This is a genomic window from Bacillus sp. ISO11, assembly GCF_003458115.1.
Taxonomy (GTDB): domain Bacteria; phylum Bacillota; class Bacilli; order Bacillales; family Bacillaceae_G; genus Bacillus_A; species Bacillus_A cereus.
Window position 1 is genome coordinate 1 of record NZ_QXCO01000035.1, and the last position, 26038, is coordinate 26038.

Here is a 26038-nt window from a genome sequence, read left to right on the forward strand (position 1 = left end):
GGGCTATTACAATAACAAAAGATTTCAAAAAAGATTAAACAACCTTAGTCCTATTGAATTTGGAACTAAGGCTGCTTAATGAAAAGACACCTAATCTATTACTGTCTACTTGACAGGGGTAAGACCAATATGCTAAAGTCATCTTTTTCTACCTTATTATTTTACTAACTCTCCATTATAAGCTTTTATATTAAGCGGAGCAGTTAAAAACTGTGCTGCTTTACTAACGAAAGATGTGAAGTGTTCACTCGTATTATGGCTCGCAACTGCTGCTTCATCTTTCCATACTTCTACCATCGTATAAACACTTTCTTTTTCTGTATCTTTATATAAGTCATAAGATACATTTCCACTTTCTTCTCTTGAACCATGAATGAGTGGCTGAATTTCTTCTAAAAATGCTTGTTGTTTTGCTGGGTCTACTTGAAATATTGCGTGAATAATAATCATGGTGTTTCCCCTTTCATATTCCATATATTTCTATGATCTAATTAGATTACTTCCACTCAGCAACTTTGTCAATTGGAAGACGTACTGATTGGTAACCACTGTCAGCAGCTTTCCCGATTGAAATTAGCATTACTGGTACGTAGCGTTCTTTATCTAGTCCAAACGCTTCTGCGATTTGGTCTTTTTCAAATCCACCAATTGGACAAGTGTCATAACCGTGCGCACGAGCTGCTAGCATAAATTGCATCGCTACAAGACCACCGTCAATTAATACTGTATCTTTCATTACTTCTGGTGTAACCATAGAGAAGTAAGCTGAAAGTTTTTTCATTTGATCTTCTTTTACTTCTGCTGGCATAAGTCCACGCTCTACTGCTGTACCATAAATTTCTTCTGCGTTATCAAAGTTGTTTAAGTCACCAAATAAAGCGATCATTGCTGAAGATGTTTCTACTTGAGATTGATTGAATTTCGCAAGTGGCGCAAGTGTTGCTTTCGCTTCGTCACTTTCAATCACTACGAATCTCCATGGTTGCATGTTTACTGAAGATGGTGCAAGTGTTGCTTCTGTAAGAATTTCTGTCATTTCTTCTTTGCTAATTTTCACTGAAGGGTCGTACTTACGAATTGAACGACGTCCTGTTAAAATTTCGTTAAAATCATTTGTTTTTACTGAGTTAGTCATAGTTGTATTCTCCCTTTTTTATAATTCTTTTATATTTTCTTGAATGTGATTTAACATATTTAAAAGATTATCGCGTTCTTCCTCACTTAATCCTTTAAATGCAGATGCTGCAAAACGTTCTTTTTCCTCTTGAAATGCTTGAATTTTATTTCGTCCCTCTTCAGTAAGAGAAACTAACGTAATTCTGTTATCATCTGGATTTTTACGTCTTACAATCATTTCATTGGCCTCAAGCTGCTTTAAATGCCTTGTTATCGCAGCATTATCAATATTCACTTCTTGTTGAAGTGCTTTTTGACTAATTTCACCTACTTCATATAACTGAAGTATAAGCTCTAATCGAGACTGGCTCATACCCGTACACCCTTCAAATTTCGAACTTACTTCTTTATTTAGAAAGTGTAATTTATATAAAATAATCGCTTCTTTTGAGCATGAACTTGTCAAATTAACCCTCCTTTACAATCAAAATAAAAACATTTGATGTATCAATAGTTGATATGTCAATTAATATAATCTATATCGATTTAGAATGCAAGCATTTTGTTTTCATTTTATTTTTTCCAAATTAAGGCGCTTTGTAGCGTTACAAATAATGTTAATTGCACTATAATAATACTAATTTAAAGAACTGGAGAGTGATTGATAATGCGGCAATATACAAATAGAAATGAGGAATTGAAAATGGAAAATGAAATGAGGATATTCACAAATGACAACAATAAATATAGGGATTGTCGCGCACGTAGACGCTGGCAAGACGAGTTTGACTGAGCGTATTCTTTATGAAACGAATGTGATTAAAGAAATTGGCCGAGTAGATAGTGGTAATACACAAACTGACTCAATGGAATTAGAAAGACAACGCGGAATTACGATTAAAGCATCTGTCGTTTCTTTCTTTATTGATGCTGTAAAAGTAAATGTCATTGATACACCTGGACACGCTGATTTTATCGCTGAAGTGGAGCGATCATTCCGCGTTCTAGACGGTGCGATTTTAGTTATCTCTGCCGTTGAAGGTGTGCAAGCACAAACAAAAATTTTAATGCGAACATTACAGAAACTAAACATACCGACTATTTTATTCGTTAATAAAATTGATCGTAGTGGCGCAAACACTGAAAAAGTTATGAAACAAATAAAAGAGGTTCTTTCAAATGAAGCATTCCCCTTCTACTCTGTTCTAAACGAAGGAACGAAAGAAGCCCGGATCATTGAATACAAATCATATGACGATTGTATGGAACTGTTAGCACCATTTAATGAATCGTTACTTGAATCATATGTAAATAACGAAATAATACCGGACGCACTATTAAGAGAAAAACTAGAACAGCAAATACAGCAAGCGAATGTGTATCCAATCTTTTTCGGTTCAGCAATGACTGGTATGAGCGTAACAGAACTTCTTGAAAAACTTCCGGCTCTCATTCCAGCTCTTACATCGGCACAAGAGGAACCATTATCCGGTGTTGTTTTTAAAATTGAACGTGAACCTTCTGGAGAAAAGGTTGCTTATATAAGAGTTTTTTCAGGTAGCTTACATGTTAGAAAATATGTTAATATACAGCGCAGTAAGTCTCTATTCCATAAAGAAAAGATAAAAAAAATGTGCCTATTTCATAATGGAGATACCGTTCAAACTTCTACCGTTCCTAGCGGTGAGTTTTGTAAAGTGTGGGGGCTGAATGATATTAAAATTGGTGATATTATCGGTGAACGTACGGATTATATAAAAGATATTCACTTTGCCGAACCACAAATGGAAGCTGCCATTGATGCGGTACCTAAAGAGCAAATTCATAATTTATACGCTGTTCTTATGGAACTCTGTGAAGAAGATCCGCTCATTAAAGTTTGGAAAGACGATGTTCATAATGAACTATATATTCGCCTTTTCGGTGAGGTACAAAAAGAAGTAATTGAAACAACACTTTATGAGAAATATAATTTGCAGGTTAATTTTTCAAATACGCGAGTTGTATGTATCGAGAAACCAATTGGCGTAGGCAATTCTGTTGAAGTAATGGGTGAAAAAGAGAATCCATTTTACGCAACAATCGGATTCAAAGTTGAACGTGGTGAACTTAATTGCGGTATAACATATAAATTAGGTGTTGAGCTCGGCTCACTACCTTTAGCATTTCATAAAGCGATTGAAGATACGGTATTTCAAACGTTAAAACAAGGATTATATGGGTGGGAAGTTACAGATATTATCGTCACGTTAACACATACTGGTTATGCTAGTCCTGTTACAACAGCGAGTGACTTTAGAAACTTAACACCGCTCGTTTTAATGGATGCTTTAAAACAAGCTGCAACATATGTATATGAACCAGTTAATGCGTTTGAATTAACTGTACCGGAGCAAGCAATTAGTACCGCAATGTATAAGCTCGCTGCCGTTCCAGCAACTTTTGCAGAGCCTATATTCAATAACAATTCTTATCAGTTAACAGGATCATTACCTGTTGCGAAAACAGAGAGTTTCAAACGAATACTACATTCATTTACAGAAGGAGAAGGCATATTTACAACGAAGCCAGCTGGTTTCACAAAACTTATGGCTCCCTTCCCTACTCGAAAACGTGTTGATTATAATCCGCTGAATCGTAAGGATTATTTACTTCATGTTTTGAAGGCTTATTAAAGTAAAAGAGGTGCAATTCGCACCTCTTTTGCATGTATTAATAGGTTAGTTTGTCCTAACAACTTCTTTAAGTTTTCCTATTATTTTCGCTATAGCCTCAATTGAATTTTCCGTTTCATATCCCCCAACATTTACAGAATGATTTGCATTTTTGACAACTTCAATCTGTAAATTCGTTTTATATAACTGATCAATTTGATCTGCATTGTATTGGTGATCTTTATCCCCAATAACTAAAAACCCTTCGTGTCGACTATGTAAGATAGAATCAAAAATTGTATCAAACGTCAGTAAAGGTGTAAGTAGTATCATTTTTGACTGCGCGAATTCTTCTCTCTTCATTAAATCATTTGCAATCGGAATTGTTCCGAGTGACTTCCCTAAAAACATAGTCTCGTTGTATTGCTCATCTTTTAATACTTCATTTATTACAGGATTAATATCATCCATCATTACTTTCGTTACTTCTTCCATTGGTTTATTCATTAATTGTCCATCATAAGAATAATGAATATGTACAACATCTATTTTATGTTCAAGCATTAACATCGTTGCGTAATAAAATAACGGCTTATCATAATTGTATCCTGAACCTGAAAACATAAAGCAAACGGTACTAGAGCCTTTTTCGATATATGTGTAATAAATTACTTTGTCATTTATATGTACCTCTTTTTTAGTTCCCTTCACCATTTTCCCCTCCGAATACATTTACTTTTGTAATACGATATGTTCTGTGTGAACTGATACATCCTTTACTTTCTCTTTTATAAATGCAGGCTGTAAGTTATATGTATGCAGTTCTTCTACTGGCACCCATCTAAACAAATACGTTCTACCCTCTTCTTCCAAAATATATTGATCTGCTCCACTCGCAGGTAACTCATGTAGCTCTACTTCATAATAAAAACTAATTTCATGAAACTTTCGCTCAGAAAGTGTAAAGAAATTTTCTACTGACCATATTAATCTCTTCCCTTTAATAGGAACACCTAGTTCTTCTGCAAGTTCTCGTTGTAACGCATCCTCACTATTTTCTAGCATTTTCACTCTTCCGCCTGGTACATACCAATAATGTTCCCCTTTGTTTTGAAGAATAAGTATTTTATTATCCAGTTTACAAATTGCTCCGACGCGGTAATTAAAACATGTTTCCTCTACTTTAAACGTAAGATCCAATCTTAACGCCCCCCTTATACAAATATTGAATTATTACAAAACAATTATGTAATTGCTGTACAAATAAGGTTACTAAATTTATTCACTTCATTCAATCATTTTCTAATTTTCTGAACCATTACTTTTCATCGTTACAAGTGTATATACATATGTTACAATCATATTGCACACTAGAAAACATTATGGGGGTACGGATGGAAACGTTATTAATCCAGCAAACTGAGAAATCAAATAAGTTTTGGAAAATCGTTGTGAAAGAAAAAGACTATGTTGTGTTTTACGGAAAAATCGGCACAGCTGGCAGTGTGAAAGCGAAAGAGTTTGAAACAGAAGAAGAATGTATGAAAGAAGCTAACAAACTAATTGCTTCCAAACGTAAAAAGGGATATACAGACCCGTTGCCTGGGGAAGATTACATAAAAGAAAAAACGATAACAGAAGAAGAATTTTGGGAACTACTTAATCGTGCAAAAACGAAAGGTGAAGACCAAGAAGAACAAATAGAATGGCTTACTTCCCACCTTGCTAAACGTACAGTACATGAAATTGTAGCTTTTGATACGCATATGCATCGTCTTTTGAAAGATTCCTATACCTCCCGTTTATGGGCAGCAGCCTATATTATTATGGGTGGTTGTTCAGATGATACTTTCGATTACTTCCGCGGATGGTTATTATATCAAGGAAAAGAGACATACGAAGCTTGTATTGAAGATCCAGAACGATTAATTCCTGTATTAGAAAATTTGAGTGAGTATGACGTCCCAGAAATAGAAGAACTTTCTTTATATTTCGGTTTCACTGTATATGCAGAAAAAACTGGTGACGAAGATGATACTTACTTTACACTTTACCATGTCTTATCTAATGAAGAATTCGACGATGTAGATTTTGAATTTGACTGGAATGAAGATGATGAAGAAGGTTTAAAAAAGATGTTTCCTAAGCTATGGGAGATGTACGGAGAAGAACCGATTGAGTGGTAGATTAATTATTCGTGAAAAAGTGCCTTGTTTCTTTAGTAACAAGGCACTTTTTTTGATACTATATTTAAATTATCATCTTTCCACTCTCCCACCACTCCATAAAAGTCTTTAAAGAAGGAGCAACCCACGTTCTACTATCATTTTCATGGTTCCATACATATATATCATCTCTTTGTACTTTTCCATTCAAAATGGAATAGCCAAACAAATCACCATTTCCCCCATCAGCAAAAAATAATAAACAGTCAAAAGGCATGTATAAATCCTTAAAATCAACTATATTTCTCATACTCATATTTTCAGTTTTAATTTTTGAAGCAGACCATATAAAGTCACCGTATTCACCTTCTATACCGTTTGTTTCCTGTAATAATTGATATAAATCATTCGGTAACTCCACATGTAAACATTTTTGTATATCAGTAAGTTCATCCTTCGTAGCTGGGTTTTTCAAGCTTAAATTTGATGAGATACTGTGAATGGTGTCTTTCCACATCACCTTTTCCTCCTTATGTGCAATCAAGCATATTCAAAGAACTCCGCTAAATTTATTGATACCATCTTTCTAACAATTCCTTCTCCCTCTCGCCTGAAATACCTGCTTTTAATTCCCATTCTTCCGTACTCTCCATCCACTCATACACATCTGTAACTGTCTCGTCTATTCTTCTAAAAGTAAGCCCTTCATTAACCGCACTTTCGATACAAATAGAAAACCCGCCTCTCCACGGCTTCGTCCCACCATCTAATGGGAAAGTTTCTGGAATCCACAAAGGCATTTCTGTCCAAGGCTGCACATTGTGTTCACTCATAAACGATTCGTCTACCCAAACAAATTCAGCATCGCTATTCGTAACTTTTTTACACGTATTTAATAGCTCTTCCATCGTCAATTCATCATTCGGACCTGTTATATTGAATGTACCTGCTTTATTATTTTCTGCCATGTTGAGTCCAAATCTCGCGACATCTTTTATATCAACTATCTGCACTGGACGATTTTTTCTTCCTGGAACTAACACGTTACCTCCTTTTGCTACACGCCCGATCCAGTATGGAAGTCGATCTGTATAATCGAACATTCCTGAAAGAAGTCCTGCTCTTACGTGTAAAACACGCCCCGGCCAATACTTCTCTGCTTCTTTTTCGCATAATACTTTCAGCGCACCATAATGCTCATAAGGAGATATTTCACCATTCTCTACAGCCTTTATTTGCTCTTCCGTCGGTTCAGGTTGTAATATATAGTCTTCTTTTATGTCATGCGGAATCCAATCTTTATATACGGAAAGGCTTGAGATGAATATATAGTGTTCAATATTATCTTTAAGTACTTCTCCAACATTTCTAATGTGATGCGGAGAAAACCCACATGTATCCACAACAACATCCCATTTTCGATTTTCTAAACTTGATACATCACCATTTCTGTCACCGATCAGCTGCTCCACTTCAGGAAAAATTTCTTTGTTTGTTCCGCGGTTAAATAATGTAACTTCATGCCCTCTGTTCAAAGCCTCTTCTACAACAGCTCTTCCCAAAAATCGTGTACCACCTAGTATTAACATTTTCATGGTTCTCCCCCATTCATTATTAAAAATCGTTTCTTTTGTTAAACGAATTTCTATCATAAAAAGTTACGGGGGATTTGTTGTTTTACTTTAATCCTACAAATAAAAAGAATCCATCTTGAAAAATTAATCAATACGGATTCTTAAATTAGATATAATTGTTGAATTACTAACTCCGCACAACTTCCCCATCAACTAACTCAATAATTCTATTACACTTATTCGCTACTTCCATATCATGCGTTACAATAATAATTGTTCGCCCTTCTTCATTCAGTTGTAATAGCAAACTCATAATTTCTTCTCCCGTTTTCCTATCTAAATTCCCAGTCGGTTCATCTGCCAATATTAATTCTGGTTCGCCTACTAACGCTCTTGCAATTGCGACGCGCTGCTGCTGTCCACCCGATAGCTCGTCCGGTGTTTTATACATATGTTCTTTTAAACCTACTTTTTCTAAATAGAACTTCGCCTTATTTTCTCTTTCCCGTTGCTTTAACTTTCTATATGTGAGTGGTAGCACTACATTATCTAGTACAGTATGTTCTTTTAACAATGCAAAATATTGAAAAATAAATCCAATCATTTCATTTCTTGTTTTATGAACTTTATTTGCTCTAATTTCAGTTAATGATTTTCCATTTAACATATATTCACCCTCATTTGGCATATCAATTAACCCTATAACATTTAGTAATGTACTCTTCCCTGAGCCTGATCGCCCCATTACCGCTATAATTTCGCCCTTATTTATCGTTAAATTTATACCGTTTAACGCGAACGTATTATGATTCTTATTACTATACACCTTCTTAATATCTTTTAGTTCAATTAACCCCATTATTCCATCCCACCTATTAATGTTTTCGGTTCAAGCTTTCTAATAAATAAGAAGACAATTACATTCGAGACAACGATGATTAATAATAAGAATAGAAATACTAAAAACAATATAGGCATATCCAATTTAAAGTCTAATACCGTTGCTTCCTTTAAATCCTTCGACATTTGTAATAGAACCCCATACCTCCATGAAAAGTAAGTTATCGACATTCCTAAGCCAGTTATTGCTACAATAATGTTCTCTAAAACAATTTGAATAAACATACCAAATTTCCTTTCGCCAAAAGCTATTTTTATACCAAATTCCCGCTTTCTCATCAAGATAGAAACAATGGTCGTTACTACAATTCCGACGATCGAGAATACAACGAATAAGATTCCTACTATAAGTTGAGGTATTTCCGAATAGCCGTTAAGAGTAACATCTTCATTTATTTCATCACCTAAACTTTTTAAATGAAACGTACCGCCGTTTCCTTTAAGTTGAATTGATTCTTCTAGTTTCTTTACATCTGCACCTTTTTGTAAATATAAAACTGTACTTTGATGTAGTCTTAAAAACATTGCTTCATATTTTTCAAATCTATCAAATGACATAGGCATTATCATTGCGTAATCCAACTTCAAATATGTGTTCGTCGTATTATTATTTACGATAAATTTATTTTCTGGCAAAAACCCTATAATTGTATATCGATCATTAATTGTATCTCCAACTTGAAAATATTTCTTAAAGTAAGAACCCATTAAAACTTTTGTTTTTTCTTCACTATTTTTTTGAAAGTCATCATGCGAGAAACCTTCTTCAGGTTTTAAAGGTAAACGTAACATTTTATAGTAATTTTCATCTACAAAAATTGTTTTAATAGTAGGTCTTTCATCGTGAAACGTTTTATGTTTCAAATCAGTAATCATACTGTTTTGAAATGGTCTATTACTTGACTCTATTTCAATAACTCGCTCCTCGTATGTACCATACGAAATCACATCTTTATTTTGATAAATTGTATTATAAACCGCTTGAATTTTCTCTTTATTAAATTGATTGCTTTGTAATCTATCTGTCGTCATTTCAAAAGTAACTAAATATGTTTTATCCACATTTAATACCGAGCTGGATTTATCGTTTAGATGGTGTAAATTATAAAATACATTAATTGAACTCGTTAGAGTTGCTAATCCAAATGTAATCTGTATTAGAAGAAGTACGGAAAATAGAAATCTCTTTTTTAATGCTATGAACGCACTTTTTATTCTCATCATTTTTACTCCTTTAATGCTTTAGCAGGTTCACTTTTAAGCACATATACAAATGGTATTACAGAGAGGATGAAAGCTATAGTAAGTGAAAGAAATACACACATTACAATATGAGTAGACTGTAAACTAATACTATAACTTGTAAACTCTATAATATTTTCACTCAAAATGCTAAAAATCCATTGTATGCATATTGCACAGGCTGATGCAGTGATTGCACATAAAAATAATTGACTAAATATAAAAATAAAAAGATTTATATTACTTGCTCCCAAAGCTTTCCTTAACGACAAACTTTTTTTCTTCGTATAAATCCAATAATAACTTACTATTATATTGGTAATGAAAGCTATACATAAAAGCCTATATGGAAAACTGAGTAACTCTTCTACGGCTTCACTTGAGTTTTTTTCCTTTTCATAGTTCTCTTTTTCACTAATCACTTTGGCATTTATATCTTTATTGTTCTGTTTCATATGCTGTATGAAAGTTTCTATTTCCTTGATAGGGTTTTCATTAGAACGAACAATCATTTGGAATGTATTATCTTTTTGTATCATCTGTTTCACCTCATCTGGCATGTCATTTAGAGAGACGAAAATTTTAATATTATACTCATATCCAGTATTTTCTCCAGCTACGCCTTTAACTGTATATTCCTTATTAAATAATTTTATTGTTGCCATATCCTTATAAATTTTCTTCCCCACTATTACACTATTTTTTTCATCTTGTCCCATCTGAGAACCTTTTAGCAAAGGTGGAGACCAATTTTTATTAAGGAGACCATTCATTATTACGTGGCCGATATCCGGAATAGTAATACGAATATCATTTGTAATAACACTAGCGTTTTTAAAATCAGATTCTATTAACGTCTGAAATTGTTCGAAATTGATTTCCCCCATATTAGTAAGTTGAACTGAATAGTAATAATTAAAATAACCATTTTTACTATCATAAAATTTCTCATCATAATAATCTCGCGTCGACATTGCGATCAGGATTGGCCATATTGTCAATACAAATCCAATAAATAGCATAATGAATATTGTTTTGTTCACCACTATTTCTTTTAATACTAGATTCATATATCCTCCTCATTTTAAAAACCGTGAAAAAGGTATGTATCCTTTTTCACGGTTTTTGTTGATTTTTATTTAATTACCATTTCCTTAGAAGTGTACGCACTATCCCCTACCATTATCCATTCATGACCCGAATAACCTCTGGTCACCGGTCCTTTGGATGCAACGCTAACGTTTATACGATCTGAAATTTTAGCATCATACAATGCTAACTCTTTAGAAGTCCCATCATCAAAGCTAGCTCTTACAGTCATCTTGTAAAAATGAGGTTCGTCCTTTTTTGCAGTATAGGCAGTTGCCTTAGCTTTTGCTCCGCTTCCTGTCCACGTTGCATTATTATCCCAACTAATCGAAGCAAATGAAACGGAAGAAACCATACCTAATAAAGAAGCAGTTAATCCTGTAACAGCTAAAGTTTTTGGAAGTAAGCTTTTCATATATCCTTAATCTCCCTTTTTAAAATATTCACTTAAATATTTAAGTATTTTTAGGCCTTGTCCCCATTATACATAAAGAAAGACTTTTTATATTAAAAAACCCTAATATTTACACTTTTAACAAAACCCTTACATTCCCATGAACTTTACGTCACAAAACAAAAAGATGGTATAAAACCAAAATTCACCCCATCTTTTTACTACCATTATTGATTTGACTGTATGCCAGGAAAAATATATTTCACAATCAATTCCCATCTATCCCGTGCATTCGGCATAGCTTCAGAAGCAATTACTACAACCAAATCCTTCTCTGGAATACAACAAATCATATTCCCACCGTCACCTATAGCACAGTATGAAAAGATTCCATCTTCTTCTCGAAACCACCATAAGTAACCATATTGATTTTGGTTCATTTCTGTTGATTCTTTTATCCATGATTTTGATAGTATTTGTTTTCCATTATGAATACCTTCATTCAAATACATCTGTCCAAACTTAGCCATATCCCTAACAGTTAACGTTAGTCCCCATCCGCCTGTCGAAATACCATTTGGATCGTGAACCCACCCTTTCACATCTTTTCCGAATAAGTCATCGAATCCAAATGCTTTCATATTATAGTTTGGAATTTCTCTCATACCGAGTGACTGAAATAGCTGTTCGTTCGCAAATTCACGCGCACTTTTTCCTGTTACGCTCGTAATAATTGCTGATAATAAATGAGCTCCTGCAGATGAATATTTAAAAGATCCAATTTCTCCGCCATTCCCCATCCTATTAAGTGTATACTGTACCCAATCCTGTTGTGTACATAATTCTTCTAACGGTTCCTGCCAGTCTACAAAAGGATATGGCGCTGTCATTGTAAGTAAGTGTCTCACTGTTACTTCAGATGCCGTACGTTTATATTCAGGGAAAAACTCTATTACTTTTTGATCTACACTTTTTATATAGCCCTTATCTATACATATTCCAATTAGCGCAGAGATTATCGTTTTTGTAACTGACGCTACATGAAATGTATCATTTTGTCCGTAATCGTTATAATATTTTTCAAAAATAACATTACCTTTCCGCACTACTAACATACCATTCATATTTTCATATTCTTCTTTTATAATCTGATCTAACTTTTCAGCAGTTTTCATTATTCTTTCCCCTTTAACCTATGATTAAAAAGGTTCGATAGGTACATATATATCAACTATATGTTTATGCTTTGGATGCTGCTTTGGATTATTTCTATATACTTCAAAAGGATACGAGTCTCTCGGTTTATATCCGCTATTTGGCAGCCATTCACCGTATAAGAAATCCCATGCTCCTTTATATTCATCTTGGAATATTTCAAAATGTCCTACTGCATATTTTCCAGAAGGTATTACCATTATTCCAACGTCGTTCGTTTCTACTGTGGATTCATCTGAAATTGTTACACATAGACTTGTTCTTAAATGATAGTCCTCAGTAAATTCATGATGATCGTGGTAAATGGTTAATACTTTCGTATCCTCAAATACATGATAGTTTTTCTTCGCCGCGTAATGAAATAATTTTTCTATCATTTCTGGAAAAGCTATAGCTAACTCTTCATATGTACCTGTATGTCTTATGTATGCGACGTTTATATCGTCCGCTGTTACAATTTCAACATTTCCTCGAACCTTCTTACATTCATTGTATTGAGGAATTCCCCTTACGTCTTTGCAATTCTTGCTATTATCGTTTCGATATTGAGACGGACTTACACCGTAATGACTTTTAAATGTTCGGGAAAAAACTGCTGAATCTGTGAATCCGAAGTGATACGCAATATCTGTAATCGTCATGTCTGCGCGATATGTAAGTAGATGTGTTGCCCTTTCTAGTTTCAAGCGATTCACATACCGAGATAATGGCTCATCAACTATTCCTTTAAAAATCCGATGAAAATGATACTTCGAAAATCCTGCTATATCAGCTAGCTCTTCAATGGATAATGAACTGTCTATGTTTGATTCTATATAATCTTGAACCTTATGTATGCGTCTTACATACTCATTTCTACTCTGTTTATTCTCCATACTCTTTATCTCCTCACAACAAAAAGAACCATCCTAGAATACTTTTAGGACGGCTTTCTATTCGTAATAGATTCTTCCATATTCTATTGTTAAATCGATATAATTTCACTATATTTTTTAAATTGATGGTAATGTGGCAGTATCCCGATTTAATTGAAAGAAACAACTATTTTTTTATAGCCCTACGCAAATTAATAATATTATTGGGATTTAGCTCCCATTGTCTCATAAGTTCTTTTTGTCTTGTTTTTAAGTCTTCAAATGGTTCTTCCACTATGTCGATTTTATTAAATTTCCCTTCGAAAACTAAAGCATTTTTTATCTTTTTATATCCACCAAAACCTAAGTCATCATTTAGTAACCAGACTACTCTCTGTATTTTTGCGAATAAAATACCCCCTGTACACATTGGACACGGTTCCAACGTGCTATAAATAGTAAACTTCTCATTTTTTATTTTTGCATCAAACATTGCTTCCCCTGCATTGCGAATAGCGTCTATCTCTGCGTGAGCTGTTATGTCTTTTTGTGGATGCACTCTATTTCTTCCTCTTGCAATGACATTATTATTTCCATCAACAATAACTGCTCCTACTGGATATGTATTTTCTTTTAATGCCATTTCAGCTTCTTCCAATGCCATCTGTAAAAAATATCTATCTCTTTCAAATTTCATATAGATCCCTCTTTTTTAGATGAAATTTTGTTACGGAAATTCATTTCGACTATCATACTACCCTCTATCAAGCTAACAAAATCAGTCATTCTTTATGCAACGGATAACGTTTTGATATACATTTAACTCAGTACGTTTAGGTAAAGCTTATTTCACTACACATGTTTCAAAAATAAAACTCTACTCCCGCCATTCCCATCATAATTTGTATGTACCGATACACCCTCTACCTCATCATCCCCAGCCTCAATTCGAAAACCGATTTCTTGATGAAACTGTATCGACTTTTTATTAGTTGGTGACGTAATTGCTCTTACAACTTTACGATTATTTGCACGAGCGACATCAAAGAAATAAGAATACAATGTCGATGCGATTCCTCTTCTTCTATACTTCGGATTTACACCGATAAAATGAACGTATGCTTCATCTTTATATGTTTGTGAAAAAAATCCACATAAGAAACCTAACGTTTCGCCCTCTTCTTCAATGATAAAACTCGTTTCTTGAAAGTGAACGAAAAACAATTTTGGCAACATGGCAGCCATGTCTCTCCCGCCCCACCAATCATTTAAAACAGAATGAATCTTTACATAATCTTCCCCTTGGATGTTTCTTACTCGCATATGTTTCTCCCTCTCACTCACTTCATTTTTTCATAAATTTTAATGACTGTTTCTACTAAAAGGATAAATACCCATATCCCGCAAAATACGAGAACGGACTGGAATATAGAACCTAGCATAACAATACTTATTAAACCTAATTCTGATCCTGAAATGGATATTTCATCAAACCCAAGATTATGTATAAATGGACCAGTAGAAAAAGCCATTAAAATAGAGCCTATTAAATAAATAGCACTCATTATTTTTAATATTTTTATAGAAAGATACGTAGTTTGTTTTTCTTCCACTTGTGATAATTCGATTTCTCCGCTTGCAATTCCTTTTTGCAAACAGTCCTCACATAGAAATTCTTCCTTAATTTTTTTACCACCGTGCAACGTACCTGTAATTTCTTTACAGCGCGTACACTTTCGATTTATCATTTTGTTATCACTCCAATCTCGTAAGATTATACTTATACAATTATTTCTACCTTATTATCCCTTTTATGTATTTTATAGAGAAAGGTTGTGTTTTATGATTTCAAAACTCACATTTGGTTCGAAAAAATCTACTGTTCATTATGTATTAAGACCTAGTTGTTATGCGATTATTTTCCATTTATCTTCTTCAATGATTGCTGTTATCCAAAAAGGAGACCGTTATTTTTTACCAGGTGGCGGTATGGAAGGTAATGAAACAAAAGAAGATTGTTTGCACCGTGAACTACTAGAGGAATTAGGATGGGCGATTGCAATTGATCAATATATCGGTAATGCAGCTCGATATTTTTATGCAGAAAAGGAAGATACATATTATTTGAATGTTGGGTTCTTTTACATTGCAAATATGGTACAGAAACAAACTGCAAACTGTGAGGATGATCATGTTCTAAGGTGGATGTCTCCTTTACTTGCTGTAGAACTTCTCATTCACGATCATCAAAAATGGGCTGTTGAACAAGCGCTTTTAATACGAAAACAAAAATGATCTCCTTCTATATGAAAGAGATCATTTTTACTGTTAACTTACTTTTTTCAAATTGAGAGCAGGCTTTTTCATTCCACCTTTTTTTACAACATATAAACCGATGAAGATAATAAGCCCGCCAACTAGTTGCATCAAATTAATTTGCTCTCCAATGGTTACTGCCGCAAAGATCACTGCAAACAATGGCACAAGATACATATAAACCATTACTTTCGTTGAGCCTATTTTACTAATACCGACATACCACATTGCAAGTCCGAATATGGTCGCAAAGACGATTGAATATGCTAGTGATTCCCAGCTTGGTGTATCTACTGGCCACGTTAGTGTGTTTACATTGAATAAACAGTATATAACGAGAGGTACAATTCCAATTAAAGTAGACCATGATGTGACTCTCATTGCGGAGTACTTTGTAATAAGAGGTTGTGCTAAAATTGGGTACCATCCCCACGCAATTGCTGCGACTAATCCAATTATATTTCCGAGCCACGCATACTCGTAAGTAGCTCCTCCTGTGTGTCCTGTTAATAAAACGAATGCTGCACCAATAAACGCTACGATTGAACCAATTTGTACTTTCATCGAAAAACGTTCTTGTTTGTGCAATACTGCTAATATCCCTGTAAAAATAGGGGACATCGCAATTAATAATGAGGCGTTCGTTGCTGAAGTATATTTCACGGATAGCATAAACATCGTTTGATACATTGTCGTACCAACGATGCCGACTGCTACTAATCGTAACCAATCTTTTCTTTCAATACGTAATGAGCGTTCCATCATAAAAGTAATAAGTAATAATACCGGTGATGCTACTAAAAATCGTAAACTATTAAATTGAATGGATGACATAAATGCCACGCCATACTTTCCTATTGTATAATTTGCTCCCCATACTAACGCAACTGATACTAGGAGCCATTCCATTTGCCATCGTTTCATCCGAATCTCCCCTTCCATATTTAGCATAGTAAAATTGGCTGGATATAACACCGTCCAATTGGCTGTTTTTTTACCCAGCCAATTTGCTATACTGGATTTATATAAGAGATACGGAGGCGTTTTTTATGGAATGGAAGCTAGATAATGACAGTAAAATCCCTATTTATCAGCAAGTTGTTGACTTTATTGAGAAACGTATTACATACGGAGAACTTCCTCCAGGAAGCTTCCTACCTTCCGAACGGAAATTAGCTACGCAGTTAAATGTAAACCGTAGTACAGTAACGACTGCTTATAATGAGTTACGTGCTATGGGAATTGTAGAAAGTACGACTGGTAAAGGTACACGTGTAAGTACACATATGTGGGGCGTTTCTCCAACATTAACGCCGAACTGGAGAAATTTCGTAGAAGGTGGTACGTTTTTACCAAACTTACCGTTACTTCGCCATATTCGGGCAGAAATACAACAAAATGAAAATATTATTGATTTCGCAAACGGAGAACTCGGTTGTAATCTCTACCCACACGATCAACTACAAACAATTTTACGAGAACAACCGTTAACGCATTCATTAAGTTATGATCATCCGCAAGGCTATCTCCCGCTAAGACAAGCGGTCGTAAAATATATGAAAGAATATTTAAAAGTTGAGGCGACTGAACAATCCATTATGATTACATCCGGCGCCCAGCAAGCACTTCACCTTATCGTGCAATGTTTATTAAATCCAGGTGATGCCGTCGCTTTCGAAAGTCCATCGCACTGTTATTCCTTACCGTTATTCCAATCAGCAGGTATTCGTATTTTCCCATTACCTGTCGATGAACATGGGATTAATCCAGACGATGTACAGGAGTTATATAGAAAACACCGTATTAAAATGATCTTTTTAAATCCAAATTTCCAAAACCCTACGGGAACGATGCTTCATCCAAACCGTAGAAAAACACTGTTATCACTTTGCGCAGATTTACGAATTGCAATCGTTGAGGATGATCCATCCAGCTTGCTGACGCTAGAAAAGAAACAGCCTTGTCCTACTTTGAAATCAATAGATGAAAACGGAACAGTTATTTATGTACATTCTTTATCAAAAATGATTGCGCCAGGATTACGAGTCGGCTGGCTCGTTGCTCCGCAATCTGTAGTAGAAAGATTATCCGACGCACGGCACCAAATGGAATTAGGTATGAGCATATTCCCGCAGTGGCTTATGCAGCAGTTTTTCGAAACTGTACCATTTCAGTCGCATATCGTACCGCTACGAAAACAACTAGCAGAAAAAAGAGACGTTATCGTTCACGCCCTAAACGAGCAACTTCATGATAAAATCTCTTTTTCAAACCCTACTGGTGGTATTTACATATGGGGAAAATTAAAAGAACCGATAAACGAAAAACAACTCATTATGCAAAGCTTAAAACAAGAAATTGCTTTTATGCCTGGTAGTATTTTCGGCGCGAAAGATGGTTATATTCGTTTATCTTATGGAAAAGTGGATATTGATCAAATTGAGGAAGGTATTTCTCGTTTGCGGGAGGCTATTTTAGTTTGTGAAAAATAACTTTACATAAAGCCCTATCGTTTGACAAAAGAAAAATCTACCATTATTATCAACACGAACCTAGTTACCCCGCATTAACGGGCAATAAAACTCCCAGCTCAAAATTCAGCTGTAACAAAGAAGTTAGGTGGGAGATTAACTGCCCGTAAATGCCCGATTGGTTCAACTAATAATCAGTGGAGGATGAACCCCCCACTGATTAAAGTTTCACTTTATAGGAGTGGTAAAAATGAAAATTTACGTTGATGCAGATGCTTGTCCTGTAAAAGATGTAATTATTTTTGAAGCTACGAATGCAGAAATCCCTGTAACCCTCGTTACTAGCTTTTCTCATTATTCTAATGCTCAGCAACCTAAAGGTGTGGAAACAATATATGTTGATTCCGGAGCAGATGCTGCAGATTACCGAATTATGCAGTTAGCAAAAAAAGAAGATTTAATCGTAACACAAGATTACGGTCTTGCTTCGCTCGCTTTAGCAAAAGGCTGTATCGTTCTACACCATAAAGGCTATAAGTATACGAATGATAACATTGAACAATTGTTACAAACACGATATTTAAGTGCAATGGTTCGAAAAAGTGGTAAACGTACAAAGGGACCGAAACCATTTACAGCAGAAGATAAAGAGAAATTTAGAGAGCTCTTTAAAAGTATGATCGCACTTTAAAAATGAATCGTCTATTTGCAAGGAAAACTTCGTAAAACAAAGAAGAGAATATCGTAATGAACATTCTCTTCTTGAGGTTTACCCGTTTAAAATGAAGGTAAATTATCAAAGTTATTTTCTTTTATTCCATCCGGTTCACTACGTATAATATCTCTGCCATACTTATGAAATACGTCCACATGAGCTAACTTCCCTGATTTTGCTTCACTAAGAGCAGTCATATGATCTAACTCTCTCCCGCTACTTGTTTTAAAAGCAATCAAATCACCTTCATCATTTTTACGAACAGCAACAATTTGTTCTGCTCCTGAAGTAACTTCCTGAGCTATTTCAAATTGAGCTTGCTCTTCCCCTTGATGTAAATAATCATTATATACTTTTTCAAAGTCTTTTTTGTCCATTAAACTCACCTCCAAAACATTTTATTAGTATGGTTGGGAGGTGTTGGTTTTATGTACTTTTCTGTTAGAAAAACGAATTTTTAATACCTACGCAAACCCTTCAAAGTCTCCAATATATCATCTGTAAAGGCTGTACTACCCTCTGTCTCTAAAGCTCTGAAATATAAACTTCTTAAGAAAGCTCTAATATTTTGTACTAAAATATCATATTGAGGATGCGGGATGTCTTCAACAATTGCTATACTATGTAACCAATTGCTCCACTCTTCTTCAGTTAAAAGATTTTGGTTACGTAACGACATAATTGGTGCTACTAATCTCTCATCCTCAAAGTGAATGTATACGTAGTCATGTAAGCGTACCTTCTGACGAACAGCTGCAAGAATCGCATACGAAAATTCACGATTTTGGATTGTACGTGCTAACGCATCAAGCGCATCTGCTGCATGTGCCGTAGAGTGTGCCCAGCCTTTTCCTTCTACGTAACCTCTTACATCTTCTTCTAAATATACATATTCCAGCACTTGTTCTGCTACACTGTACAGTTGTTCTTCGGATAACAACGGTTCCCTTTCATGAACAGATAAAATAAGTGGTGGAATTAATACGGAGAATGCACGTTTAAATACAGAGTCTGTTCCCTTTTCACCAATTTTATAAAATAAATAATCAGGACTAATTGCTTGTAGCATTAACCCTCGTAATTCTTTTTGTCTAAACACATCATTTGTAATCCATGTATGAAGCGTACTATAAATTAAATCATCACGTAATTCAGCATCTGGTGATCCGATATAATCTAGCATCCACTGCGCATATGGATATGCATCTACGTCTTCTGGTACAGCATAATTATTATTTTTAATTTGTAGTAGTTCTTCTTTTAGTTCTAGTACTTCTGTCATTTTTTTATCCCCTTTAAATTTCTCTTCCTAAATTATTCCCTATTAGTATCATAAAATTAAACCCATTCTTAACGCAATATAAAATGGAATCATTAATTATCTTCACTATGTAACAGTTCTTCCAATGTTGCTTTAACTTCTTCTTCTAATTCATTAATCGTTCCGCTATAAAGTGTTCCTATGCTACTACTTTTTCGATATCCTTGGTAATAATACCAAAGCGAAATAGTACAGACTTCCCATGATTTTGAAGCATCATATTCAAAATTAATTTCTGATCTATATTCATACTCTAAACAATTCTTAGATGTTAGTTCTTCTAATTCATCACCGTCTATATCTCTTTTAATTGACAGCTTCAAATTTAATTTACCCTTTTGCGCAAAACGTTCTTCATATATTTTTTGATACTTACTGCAAATGTCTTCACTTATACTCTCTAGTTCCATTATTTTTTGTTTTAACTGTTCATTTATCTGTTCATTTTTGATTTCTAAATATTGTTCATCCTTCTCTTCATTCACTTTATTATTTTTTTGAAACCATCTAAACAAATGTTCATTCCCCCTATATAAACTGTATTAATGTCTTTTAAATAGAACTACTGGATCATCAAATTTACTATTTTCAAATAAAACATCTGCAAGTTCTTTCGGATTATGCTCATCTATATACATTTTACAAGCCGCGTGATACCTGTTTAAAAACATCTTCTCTGCTTCTTCATAACTTCCAAAAGCTTCAGTTTCCCGCTTAGCACCACGTTTTCTCGCAATCTCAAAATTTGTATCTACAAAGATTTTGTAATCAAATAAATGCGCAACGTCTTTTTTCAATAGAAACGTTCCATCTACTATTAATATCATATTTTTCGTGGCCAATAGCGGCTCATTATGTACAGGCATATCCGTTATTAAGTTATGAGAAATCGTTTCATATTGTAAATTCCCGTTAGGTCCTAAAGGCATTAATAATCTTTCTTTGAAAGCTGTATAATCGTGTGCATCTTCATAATACCCTCTTGCAGATTCTTTTCCTTTTGCATAGCGAATCACTCTTGGATTATGAAAATCATCAATGCTGGCGCGTGTTACTGGTAATCCTCGTTTTTTTATTTCTTCCGCTAGTTCGTTTGCAAATGTTGTTTTTCCTGAGGCTGTAATACCGCTTACTCCAACTCTTATTGGATGGGTTAAGTTTAGCTTTACAATATGATCTGCAATTTCTTTGATTCGTTGTTTTCGGTTCATGATATCTCCCTTTATAATTAGTTGACATAATATAATTATAGATAATAATTCATGTCACTATTTGTCAGTAAATTGATATCCTTTCTCGAATCGCTGATATCTCGAAAAAATCATTGATATATTTTAAGTTATGATAGATATATTTGAAAAATCGTTGATATATTATTAGCTTACTTTCCCTTAAACCCTCGATATAAAGCAGTCCGTAATTCTTGTTTGTATTCTTCAATTTCTGGCATTTCGAGTTCTTCTGCTAGTCTGATAGCTAATTCAATATCATACGGTACTCGTACAAGTTGAATAGAAAAGCTCGCTGCTTCTTTTTCATTGTAAGTCCCTTCAAATATTAAATAGGAAGCTTGCGTTATTTCAAGCGGGTTTCCTACGCTACCGGCATTACATAACGTTTTCCCTCTGAAATTTTGAACGAACGCTTGGTGAACGTCACCGTAACAAACGACATCTGGTTTTCTTTCCCCTTCTATATTTTCCGTCAGATCACTATTTTCGAACATACTAATACGTTCTTCTCTTGAAGCGTGTGGTTGAATTCTTTCATATAAACTTCTCGGTGAAGCGTGAAACATACGAATGAATTTCCCACTCATATAAAACTCGATTGAAAATGGTAAGTTTCTTAAATAGTCATTTTGTTCTTCCGATAATTGTTTTTGATGCCATTTCAATGCTTCAAATTCAGTCGGCTTTGTAATAAAATCATCCCAGTTTCCCATTACGACTACTTCACATTCTTTACGAATGATTTCAATTGCTTCACTGGAATGAGGTCCTTTTCCTACTAAATCTCCAAGGCAAATAATGCGCTCGATCCCTCTTAATTTAATATCATTCAACACGGATTCTAATGCTTGAATATTACCGTGAATATCTGAAATTACTGCTATTTTATCCATATAAATTACTCCTTTATTTATTAAATTCGCTTGATTGATACCATTTTGGAATATAAGATGAAAAATGATTATGATCTTCTAAAATTCCATTTAATCTTTCCTTCATATCATCTACTAAATGCGGTGTACTTCGATTCGTCCAAACGATATCCGCTGGGAATGTCATCGCGACGTACAATGTATACAGTTTCCAAAAATGAAGCGATGGTTCGCCTCCGAAATAACCGTGAACTTGTCCAACCGCAAATGGTTTACTTATTCTTATAGTAAAAATCGCTACGTTATAAAAATCGTGTATTGGATCACCAAAATCATATCCACCAAAATCGATAACGATAAATTCCTTATTATGAATCATGCTATTTGCTGGATGGAAGTCATCATGTAAAAATCTTATTGGACGATTTTCCAATAAATCTTTATGATTTTCTACAAAGGTTAATACTGGCTTCAAATCCAGAAAATTCACCTCGTAATCTGTTAGTGCCTCTATGTATCTTTCGTATTTATTCCATCTAGATGTTTCCCATTTATTACTTGCACTTTCTCTTTCAATTGAGTGAATCCTCTTTAATACTTCCCCTGCTTTTCTTCCTGCATTATACTGTTCTTCCACCGATAACTTCTTTAAACCTTCTTCACCATTTATACCTCGGGTCCATTCAAATACTTGAACACATTTATTTAATTTCTCAATTATTATGAAATGAATTAACTTGGGTGTTGGAATATGTAATGACTCTAATTGTTTCATATACGTATATTCTTCTTGTTTACGTTCAAAATGAACAGCATCACATACTTTTACAAAATAGGTTTCTTGATTCTTTAATTCAATTTTATACTTCTCTTCATGTGAAAAACCTTTTGAAATAGCTGTACACGTTGCAATACGAGGCCATTCTAGTATTCTCTCTATCTCTCTAAGCATTTCTTCCACAACGTTCACCTCTATCAATATATGTACAAACTCCCTAACACTTCATGCTCTCGTTTATTTCCCCCTTTAAACTCTACTGCAAATGGATATTCGCCATGATTCTTTATGTATTCTTGCACTAGACCTTCTCCAACCGGTTCACAAAACTGTACTTGAATGTCACCAAACGATACACTTTGACACTCAGCATTCCATTTTTCATTTTTCACAACTAAGCTTGTAGATAGCTCCATTACTTCTTTCCATTTCCGTACTGTTTCTCGAACATTTTTTACTGCGTAATGAATCGTTTCAATTTGTTGCACTTTGTTTTTATGTTCAGTAATCGTCCCACTGTTACGTAAATCGTTTCTTCTTTCTTCGTCCGTTTCATTCCACTGTATAAAGAAAGGTAATTTCGGTCCGTTCTCTTCTTGCTTAACGAATAACATTTTCCATTCTAAAAGTCGGCCATCTTTTCTCATACGTTTCCCTTCAAATGGCCCTATCGTATGTAAGCCGTACTTATTAAAGTTAACTGCTAGCTCCTCAATTGCATCTGTTCGGATCGCGATTTGTAGCATTCCTTCTCCATTTTGTAGTTTCACCACTGTTTCTTGTACTAATGGATTTTCTGCTTCTTTCGCTTTTTCTTCATGTTGAACTGCTAAAAATTCAATATATGATAAATCAAAATAACTTAAACTATTCCAAGTACCCCAATTCGTATGCTCTCCGCCTAATACAGTATGAAATCCAAGTTCCTGCATTTGTTTTGCCGCTTCCTCCGGTGTACCATGAACTGCGTGAACGAGATGATCAAATCGTAACATGTCTTTCTCCCCTTTCTCTCCATCCTTTTATTGTATATTTTATTTTTCTTTCATTCAATTCAAAAACTTTAAAACCTAGTTGATTTATACGATTAATATGTATTATAATGAAACAAATTTAATTATTGCTGATTGGAAAAACCAAAGGCACTTTTCTCATACGGGAAAAGTGTCTTTTTCATTTATTATTACAGGGGGATTATTTATGCAGAAATTAATTGTCTTTGCTATTATTGGATTTTTCGCTCAATTGATCGATGGAGCACTTGGAATGGCGTATGGAGTAACGTCTTCCTCTTTATTATTAATGTTTGGTATTGCACCAGCTGTTGCATCTGCATCAGTTCATTTAGCTGAAGTCGTTACAACTGCAGCTTCCGGCGCATCTCATATCAAATTTGGAAACGTTGATAAATATACAGTTTCCAGGCTTACATTGCCTGGGGCAATCGGCGCATTTGTTGGGGCATGTTTTTTAAGTAATTTGCCCGGAGATGTAATCAAACCATACATTTCCGTATTTTTATTTACTTTAGGGGTTTATATTTTATTACGATTCATCATCCAAAAACAAATTGTCACTTCAAATAAGCGTATGTCTGCAAAACAACTTGTGCCGCTTGGTTTATTCGCTGGATTCGTTGATTCAACTGGTGGCGGTGGTTGGGGGCCCATTACGACACCTGTACTTTTGGCAAGAGGAAATGAAGCTAGAAAAGTTATTGGATCTGTAGATACGAGTGAATTTCCTGTTTCACTCGCTGCAACAATCGGCTTTTTCATTTCACTTGGCTGGGAACAAGTAAGCTGGGTTTGGGTATTTGCCTTAATGCTCGGCGGTCTTGTCGCAGCTCCAATTGCTGCATGGTTAGTCCGCATCGTTCCACCCCATTTACTTGGCGTATTAGTTGGTGGTCTTATTATCTTTACAAATATTCGTACACTGCTTACTACATTTAAAGTGGATCCAACTGTTATTTCACTTTCTTACGTTGCAGTTGGTCTTGTCGTTATTATTTCTATTTTCATTGCTGTTCGAAATCATTCCAATCGCCCTCACACATCAACGGCTGAGTATCCAAATGATCAGAAGCAAATGCTACCATAACTATAAAAAAATACCGCTCAATTTAGAGCGGTATTTTTTATTTTTCTATTTTCCAATTAATCATCGTTTCTGTAGCATTTACTCTCTTCATATGTAACTTTTCTAAAACACGCATCGAACTATAGTTATCTATGAGTGTCTCTGCAATTATTGTTTCTACCTCTCCTGTTTTGAAAGCCCAATCGATTAGTTCTTTTACAGCTTCTGTTGTATAGCCCTGATTCCAATATTTCTCAATAAATCCATAGCCAATTTCTACTGTTTGATCCTCGTTTGGTTTCCCTTTAAATCCAATATCTCCTAAAACGCTATCATCTTCTTTCCGAAAAACATACCACGCCCCCCATGGTAATAAAGCCGCATCTTGTTTTACATTCTCTACATGCCCTACAATATGCAGACCGCTATTATATCCTTGCTCGTTAGCAACTTGAATCCTCTCTTCTGTACACGGCACTATATAGAGCCTTTCTGTTTCTAATTTCATTTTGATTTCCCCTTTTTGCTTAAACGTTACGTTACTCTAATTATAACAAATAATATGACTTTATCATGAATGTCGAATTATATTTTTCTGAATTTTCTTTTTATTTAGAGGGTTTTTCAATATTTTTTGCGAAACATTTGTATAACAATTTTTTCTTTGCTTATTGCTACATAATAGTAGGTTCGGGTGGAGTTTTGCAAGCGTTTCCTATACAATAACCGATATTTTTTGACTTTTCCTAACAAAATATCTTGCAATATATTCAGAAAGTCATTACAATTGCCATATATTAAAAATCTTAGCAATATATAAATCCTCATCAATCCGATGAGGTAGAGGTTGCGACTTTTAATAGTAAAACGGACGAGACACAGAGAATGTCACTGACTCCGTTTGAAAGGAAAAGTTGCCGAAGTTTATATTTCTTCTCTGGAAATATGAGCTGGGGCTGTCTCCGAAAGGAACAGAACTGTCACGTTTACAAAATTACCGTGTAAACGTGGGGTGCTATCTTAACGGAAGGGTATGATGGGGTGGTTA

The 26038-nt window shown here is 34.6% G+C and carries 31 protein-coding genes and 1 riboswitch; of the genes, 6 read left to right on the forward strand and 25 right to left on the reverse strand.

Features of this window, described 5'->3' with window-relative positions; genetic code table 11:
- Positions 1-156 precede the first annotated feature (156 nt).
- Genes D1166_RS25810 through D1166_RS25820 form a run of 3 tightly spaced genes read right to left on the reverse strand, consistent with a single transcriptional unit; the run spans position 157 to position 1582 of the window.
- On the reverse strand, positions 157-450 hold the full coding sequence (locus D1166_RS25810) for a putative quinol monooxygenase (protein ID WP_000583805.1): 294 nt from the start codon (positions 448-450) through the stop codon (positions 157-159).
- A gap of 46 nt (positions 451-496) precedes the next feature.
- On the reverse strand, positions 497-1135 hold the full coding sequence (locus D1166_RS25815; RefSeq protein ID WP_000185390.1) for a nitroreductase family protein: 639 nt from the start codon (positions 1133-1135) through the stop codon (positions 497-499).
- Positions 1136-1153: 18 nt separating this feature from the next.
- A complete protein-coding gene (locus D1166_RS25820; RefSeq protein ID WP_000204172.1) occupies positions 1154-1582 on the reverse strand; it encodes a MarR family winged helix-turn-helix transcriptional regulator in 429 nt (142 codons plus the stop codon).
- A 265-nt stretch (positions 1583-1847) separates the two neighbouring features.
- Here D1166_RS25820 and D1166_RS25830 point away from each other — a divergent pair, with 265 nt between their 5' ends.
- Positions 1848-3791: an elongation factor G gene (locus D1166_RS25830; protein ID WP_000207799.1), complete on the forward strand. Its 1944-nt coding sequence runs from the start codon at positions 1848-1850 to the stop codon at positions 3789-3791.
- 45 nt (positions 3792-3836) lie between these two features.
- Here the strand turns inward: D1166_RS25830 and D1166_RS25835 are convergent, their stop codons facing one another.
- Together D1166_RS25835 and D1166_RS25840 are read right to left on the reverse strand one after the other, a co-directional pair.
- Entirely contained in the window at positions 3837-4502 is a 666-nt protein-coding gene (locus D1166_RS25835; protein ID WP_118043482.1) for an alpha/beta hydrolase, read from the reverse strand.
- A complete protein-coding gene (locus D1166_RS25840; RefSeq protein WP_000366240.1) occupies positions 4503-4970 on the reverse strand; it encodes an NUDIX hydrolase in 468 nt (155 codons plus the stop codon).
- A gap of 194 nt (positions 4971-5164) precedes the next feature.
- Between D1166_RS25840 and D1166_RS25845 the strand changes: the two genes are divergently transcribed.
- On the forward strand, positions 5165-5956 hold the full coding sequence (locus D1166_RS25845) for a DUF4240 domain-containing protein (RefSeq protein WP_000449110.1): 792 nt from the start codon (positions 5165-5167) through the stop codon (positions 5954-5956).
- A gap of 64 nt (positions 5957-6020) precedes the next feature.
- Here D1166_RS25845 and D1166_RS25850 read toward each other — a convergent pair whose 3' ends face one another.
- The 11 genes from D1166_RS25850 to D1166_RS25900 all read right to left on the reverse strand — a co-directional run bounded on the left by D1166_RS25850 (position 6021) and on the right by D1166_RS25900 (position 14951).
- A complete protein-coding gene (locus D1166_RS25850; RefSeq protein ID WP_000265342.1) occupies positions 6021-6452 on the reverse strand; it encodes an SMI1/KNR4 family protein in 432 nt (143 codons plus the stop codon).
- Between the two features lie 52 nt (positions 6453-6504).
- Entirely contained in the window at positions 6505-7530 is a 1026-nt protein-coding gene (locus tag D1166_RS25855; protein ID WP_000783060.1) for an SDR family oxidoreductase, read from the reverse strand.
- A 166-nt stretch (positions 7531-7696) separates the two neighbouring features.
- Entirely contained in the window at positions 7697-8368 is a 672-nt protein-coding gene (locus D1166_RS25860; protein WP_000522860.1) for an ABC transporter ATP-binding protein, read from the reverse strand.
- Positions 8368-9633: an ABC transporter permease gene (locus D1166_RS25865; RefSeq protein WP_255422603.1), complete on the reverse strand. Its 1266-nt coding sequence runs from the start codon at positions 9631-9633 to the stop codon at positions 8368-8370. Before D1166_RS25865 ends, D1166_RS25860 begins: the two co-directional genes overlap by 1 nt.
- A 2-nt stretch (positions 9634-9635) precedes the next feature.
- Positions 9636-10721, reverse strand: a complete 1086-nt coding sequence (locus D1166_RS25870) for an FtsX-like permease family protein (protein ID WP_001055055.1) — start codon at positions 10719-10721, stop codon at positions 9636-9638.
- Positions 10722-10786: 65 nt separating this feature from the next.
- Positions 10787-11155 carry a hypothetical protein gene (locus D1166_RS25875; RefSeq protein WP_000838682.1) on the reverse strand — a complete coding sequence of 123 codons (369 nt, stop codon included), beginning with the start codon at positions 11153-11155 and terminating at the stop codon, positions 10787-10789.
- 206 nt (positions 11156-11361) lie between these two features.
- The gene (locus D1166_RS25880) at positions 11362-12309 is read right to left on the reverse strand and encodes a serine hydrolase domain-containing protein (protein ID WP_000844657.1); all 948 of its coding nucleotides are present in this window, start codon (positions 12307-12309) and stop codon (positions 11362-11364) included.
- Positions 12310-12333: 24 nt separating this feature from the next.
- The gene (locus D1166_RS25885) at positions 12334-13224 is read right to left on the reverse strand and encodes an AraC family transcriptional regulator (RefSeq protein ID WP_088361018.1); all 891 of its coding nucleotides are present in this window, start codon (positions 13222-13224) and stop codon (positions 12334-12336) included.
- A 166-nt stretch (positions 13225-13390) separates the two neighbouring features.
- Positions 13391-13900 carry a nucleoside deaminase gene (locus tag D1166_RS25890; RefSeq protein WP_000667405.1) on the reverse strand — a complete coding sequence of 170 codons (510 nt, stop codon included), beginning with the start codon at positions 13898-13900 and terminating at the stop codon, positions 13391-13393.
- A 155-nt stretch (positions 13901-14055) separates the two neighbouring features.
- Complete coding sequence (locus tag D1166_RS25895; RefSeq protein WP_001266059.1) at positions 14056-14526, reverse strand: GNAT family N-acetyltransferase; 471 nt, start codon at positions 14524-14526, stop codon at positions 14056-14058.
- Positions 14527-14543: 17 nt separating this feature from the next.
- The gene (locus D1166_RS25900; RefSeq protein WP_000610503.1) at positions 14544-14951 is read right to left on the reverse strand and encodes a DUF3980 domain-containing protein; all 408 of its coding nucleotides are present in this window, start codon (positions 14949-14951) and stop codon (positions 14544-14546) included.
- Positions 14952-15045: 94 nt separating this feature from the next.
- Here D1166_RS25900 and D1166_RS25905 point away from each other — a divergent pair, with 94 nt between their 5' ends.
- Positions 15046-15498 (forward strand): NUDIX hydrolase, encoded by a 453-nt coding sequence (locus tag D1166_RS25905; protein WP_000624008.1) that lies wholly within the window; start codon positions 15046-15048, stop codon positions 15496-15498.
- Positions 15499-15531: 33 nt separating this feature from the next.
- On the opposite strand, the gene D1166_RS25910 is transcribed toward D1166_RS25905, so the two are convergent.
- Entirely contained in the window at positions 15532-16443 is a 912-nt protein-coding gene (locus D1166_RS25910) for a DMT family transporter (protein WP_000832958.1), read from the reverse strand.
- A 125-nt stretch (positions 16444-16568) separates the two neighbouring features.
- Between D1166_RS25910 and pdxR the strand changes: the two genes are divergently transcribed.
- Both pdxR and D1166_RS25920 read left to right on the forward strand, forming a co-directional pair.
- The gene (gene pdxR / locus D1166_RS25915) at positions 16569-18011 is read left to right on the forward strand and encodes a MocR-like pyridoxine biosynthesis transcription factor PdxR (RefSeq protein WP_000454888.1); all 1443 of its coding nucleotides are present in this window, start codon (positions 16569-16571) and stop codon (positions 18009-18011) included.
- Positions 18012-18240: 229 nt separating this feature from the next.
- A complete protein-coding gene (locus D1166_RS25920) occupies positions 18241-18681 on the forward strand; it encodes a YaiI/YqxD family protein (RefSeq protein WP_000708769.1) in 441 nt (146 codons plus the stop codon).
- Between the two features lie 86 nt (positions 18682-18767).
- Here D1166_RS25920 and D1166_RS25925 read toward each other — a convergent pair whose 3' ends face one another.
- From D1166_RS25925 to D1166_RS25955, 7 genes are all read right to left on the reverse strand, one after another.
- Positions 18768-19082: a DUF3892 domain-containing protein gene (locus tag D1166_RS25925; RefSeq protein WP_000358160.1), complete on the reverse strand. Its 315-nt coding sequence runs from the start codon at positions 19080-19082 to the stop codon at positions 18768-18770.
- Between the two features lie 80 nt (positions 19083-19162).
- The gene (locus D1166_RS25930; RefSeq protein ID WP_000141230.1) at positions 19163-19987 is read right to left on the reverse strand and encodes a DUF2785 domain-containing protein; all 825 of its coding nucleotides are present in this window, start codon (positions 19985-19987) and stop codon (positions 19163-19165) included.
- A gap of 92 nt (positions 19988-20079) precedes the next feature.
- Positions 20080-20541, reverse strand: coding sequence for a hypothetical protein (locus tag D1166_RS25935; RefSeq protein ID WP_000490268.1), 462 nt, complete (start codon positions 20539-20541; stop codon positions 20080-20082).
- Positions 20542-20568: 27 nt separating this feature from the next.
- The gene (locus D1166_RS25940) at positions 20569-21237 is read right to left on the reverse strand and encodes a nucleoside/nucleotide kinase family protein (RefSeq protein WP_001080551.1); all 669 of its coding nucleotides are present in this window, start codon (positions 21235-21237) and stop codon (positions 20569-20571) included.
- Positions 21238-21407: 170 nt separating this feature from the next.
- Positions 21408-22151 carry a metallophosphoesterase family protein gene (locus D1166_RS25945; RefSeq protein ID WP_000357653.1) on the reverse strand — a complete coding sequence of 248 codons (744 nt, stop codon included), beginning with the start codon at positions 22149-22151 and terminating at the stop codon, positions 21408-21410.
- A gap of 13 nt (positions 22152-22164) precedes the next feature.
- On the reverse strand, positions 22165-23091 hold the full coding sequence (locus D1166_RS25950; RefSeq protein WP_047386435.1) for an aminoglycoside phosphotransferase family protein: 927 nt from the start codon (positions 23089-23091) through the stop codon (positions 22165-22167).
- Positions 23092-23105: 14 nt separating this feature from the next.
- Positions 23106-23903: a VOC family protein gene (locus D1166_RS25955; RefSeq protein ID WP_000943348.1), complete on the reverse strand. Its 798-nt coding sequence runs from the start codon at positions 23901-23903 to the stop codon at positions 23106-23108.
- Positions 23904-24108: 205 nt separating this feature from the next.
- On the opposite strand from D1166_RS25955, the gene D1166_RS25960 reads away from it, so the two are divergent.
- Complete coding sequence (locus D1166_RS25960; RefSeq protein ID WP_001170722.1) at positions 24109-25011, forward strand: sulfite exporter TauE/SafE family protein; 903 nt, start codon at positions 24109-24111, stop codon at positions 25009-25011.
- A gap of 37 nt (positions 25012-25048) precedes the next feature.
- Here the strand turns inward: D1166_RS25960 and D1166_RS25965 are convergent, their stop codons facing one another.
- Complete coding sequence (locus D1166_RS25965) at positions 25049-25498, reverse strand: GNAT family N-acetyltransferase (RefSeq protein WP_097856689.1); 450 nt, start codon at positions 25496-25498, stop codon at positions 25049-25051.
- Between the two features lie 325 nt (positions 25499-25823).
- Positions 25824-26016: riboswitch (Lysine riboswitch) on the forward strand.
- Positions 26017-26038: the final 22 nt, after the last annotated feature.

Coding starts and splice junctions, on each gene's coding strand:
- D1166_RS25810 (WP_000583805.1), bottom strand. CDS start 450: ATGATTATTATTCACGCAATATTTCAAGTAGACCCAGCAAAACAACAA.
- D1166_RS25815 (WP_000185390.1), bottom strand. CDS start 1,135: ATGACTAACTCAGTAAAAACAAATGATTTTAACGAAATTTTAACAGGA.
- D1166_RS25830 (WP_000207799.1), top strand. CDS start 1,848: ATGACAACAATAAATATAGGGATTGTCGCGCACGTAGACGCTGGCAAG.
- D1166_RS25835 (WP_118043482.1), bottom strand. CDS start 4,502: ATGTATTCGGAGGGGAAAATGGTGAAGGGAACTAAAAAAGAGGTACAT.
- D1166_RS25845 (WP_000449110.1), top strand. CDS start 5,165: ATGGAAACGTTATTAATCCAGCAAACTGAGAAATCAAATAAGTTTTGG.
- D1166_RS25850 (WP_000265342.1), bottom strand. CDS start 6,452: ATGTGGAAAGACACCATTCACAGTATCTCATCAAATTTAAGCTTGAAA.
- D1166_RS25855 (WP_000783060.1), bottom strand. CDS start 7,530: ATGAAAATGTTAATACTAGGTGGTACACGATTTTTGGGAAGAGCTGTT.
- D1166_RS25860 (WP_000522860.1), bottom strand. CDS start 8,368: ATGGGGTTAATTGAACTAAAAGATATTAAGAAGGTGTATAGTAATAAG.
- D1166_RS25865 (WP_255422603.1), bottom strand. CDS start 9,633: ATGATGAGAATAAAAAGTGCGTTCATAGCATTAAAAAAGAGATTTCTA.
- D1166_RS25870 (WP_001055055.1), bottom strand. CDS start 10,721: ATGAATCTAGTATTAAAAGAAATAGTGGTGAACAAAACAATATTCATT.
- D1166_RS25875 (WP_000838682.1), bottom strand. CDS start 11,155: ATGAAAAGCTTACTTCCAAAAACTTTAGCTGTTACAGGATTAACTGCT.
- D1166_RS25880 (WP_000844657.1), bottom strand. CDS start 12,309: ATGAAAACTGCTGAAAAGTTAGATCAGATTATAAAAGAAGAATATGAA.
- D1166_RS25885 (WP_088361018.1), bottom strand. CDS start 13,224: ATGGAGAATAAACAGAGTAGAAATGAGTATGTAAGACGCATACATAAG.
- D1166_RS25890 (WP_000667405.1), bottom strand. CDS start 13,900: ATGAAATTTGAAAGAGATAGATATTTTTTACAGATGGCATTGGAAGAA.
- D1166_RS25895 (WP_001266059.1), bottom strand. CDS start 14,526: ATGCGAGTAAGAAACATCCAAGGGGAAGATTATGTAAAGATTCATTCT.
- D1166_RS25900 (WP_000610503.1), bottom strand. CDS start 14,951: ATGATAAATCGAAAGTGTACGCGCTGTAAAGAAATTACAGGTACGTTG.
- D1166_RS25905 (WP_000624008.1), top strand. CDS start 15,046: ATGATTTCAAAACTCACATTTGGTTCGAAAAAATCTACTGTTCATTAT.
- D1166_RS25910 (WP_000832958.1), bottom strand. CDS start 16,443: ATGAAACGATGGCAAATGGAATGGCTCCTAGTATCAGTTGCGTTAGTA.
- pdxR (WP_000454888.1), top strand. CDS start 16,569: ATGGAATGGAAGCTAGATAATGACAGTAAAATCCCTATTTATCAGCAA.
- D1166_RS25920 (WP_000708769.1), top strand. CDS start 18,241: ATGAAAATTTACGTTGATGCAGATGCTTGTCCTGTAAAAGATGTAATT.
- D1166_RS25925 (WP_000358160.1), bottom strand. CDS start 19,082: ATGGACAAAAAAGACTTTGAAAAAGTATATAATGATTATTTACATCAA.
- D1166_RS25930 (WP_000141230.1), bottom strand. CDS start 19,987: ATGACAGAAGTACTAGAACTAAAAGAAGAACTACTACAAATTAAAAAT.
- D1166_RS25940 (WP_001080551.1), bottom strand. CDS start 21,237: ATGAACCGAAAACAACGAATCAAAGAAATTGCAGATCATATTGTAAAG.
- D1166_RS25945 (WP_000357653.1), bottom strand. CDS start 22,151: ATGGATAAAATAGCAGTAATTTCAGATATTCACGGTAATATTCAAGCA.
- D1166_RS25955 (WP_000943348.1), bottom strand. CDS start 23,903: ATGTTACGATTTGATCATCTCGTTCACGCAGTTCATGGTACACCGGAG.
- D1166_RS25960 (WP_001170722.1), top strand. CDS start 24,109: ATGCAGAAATTAATTGTCTTTGCTATTATTGGATTTTTCGCTCAATTG.
- D1166_RS25965 (WP_097856689.1), bottom strand. CDS start 25,498: ATGAAATTAGAAACAGAAAGGCTCTATATAGTGCCGTGTACAGAAGAG.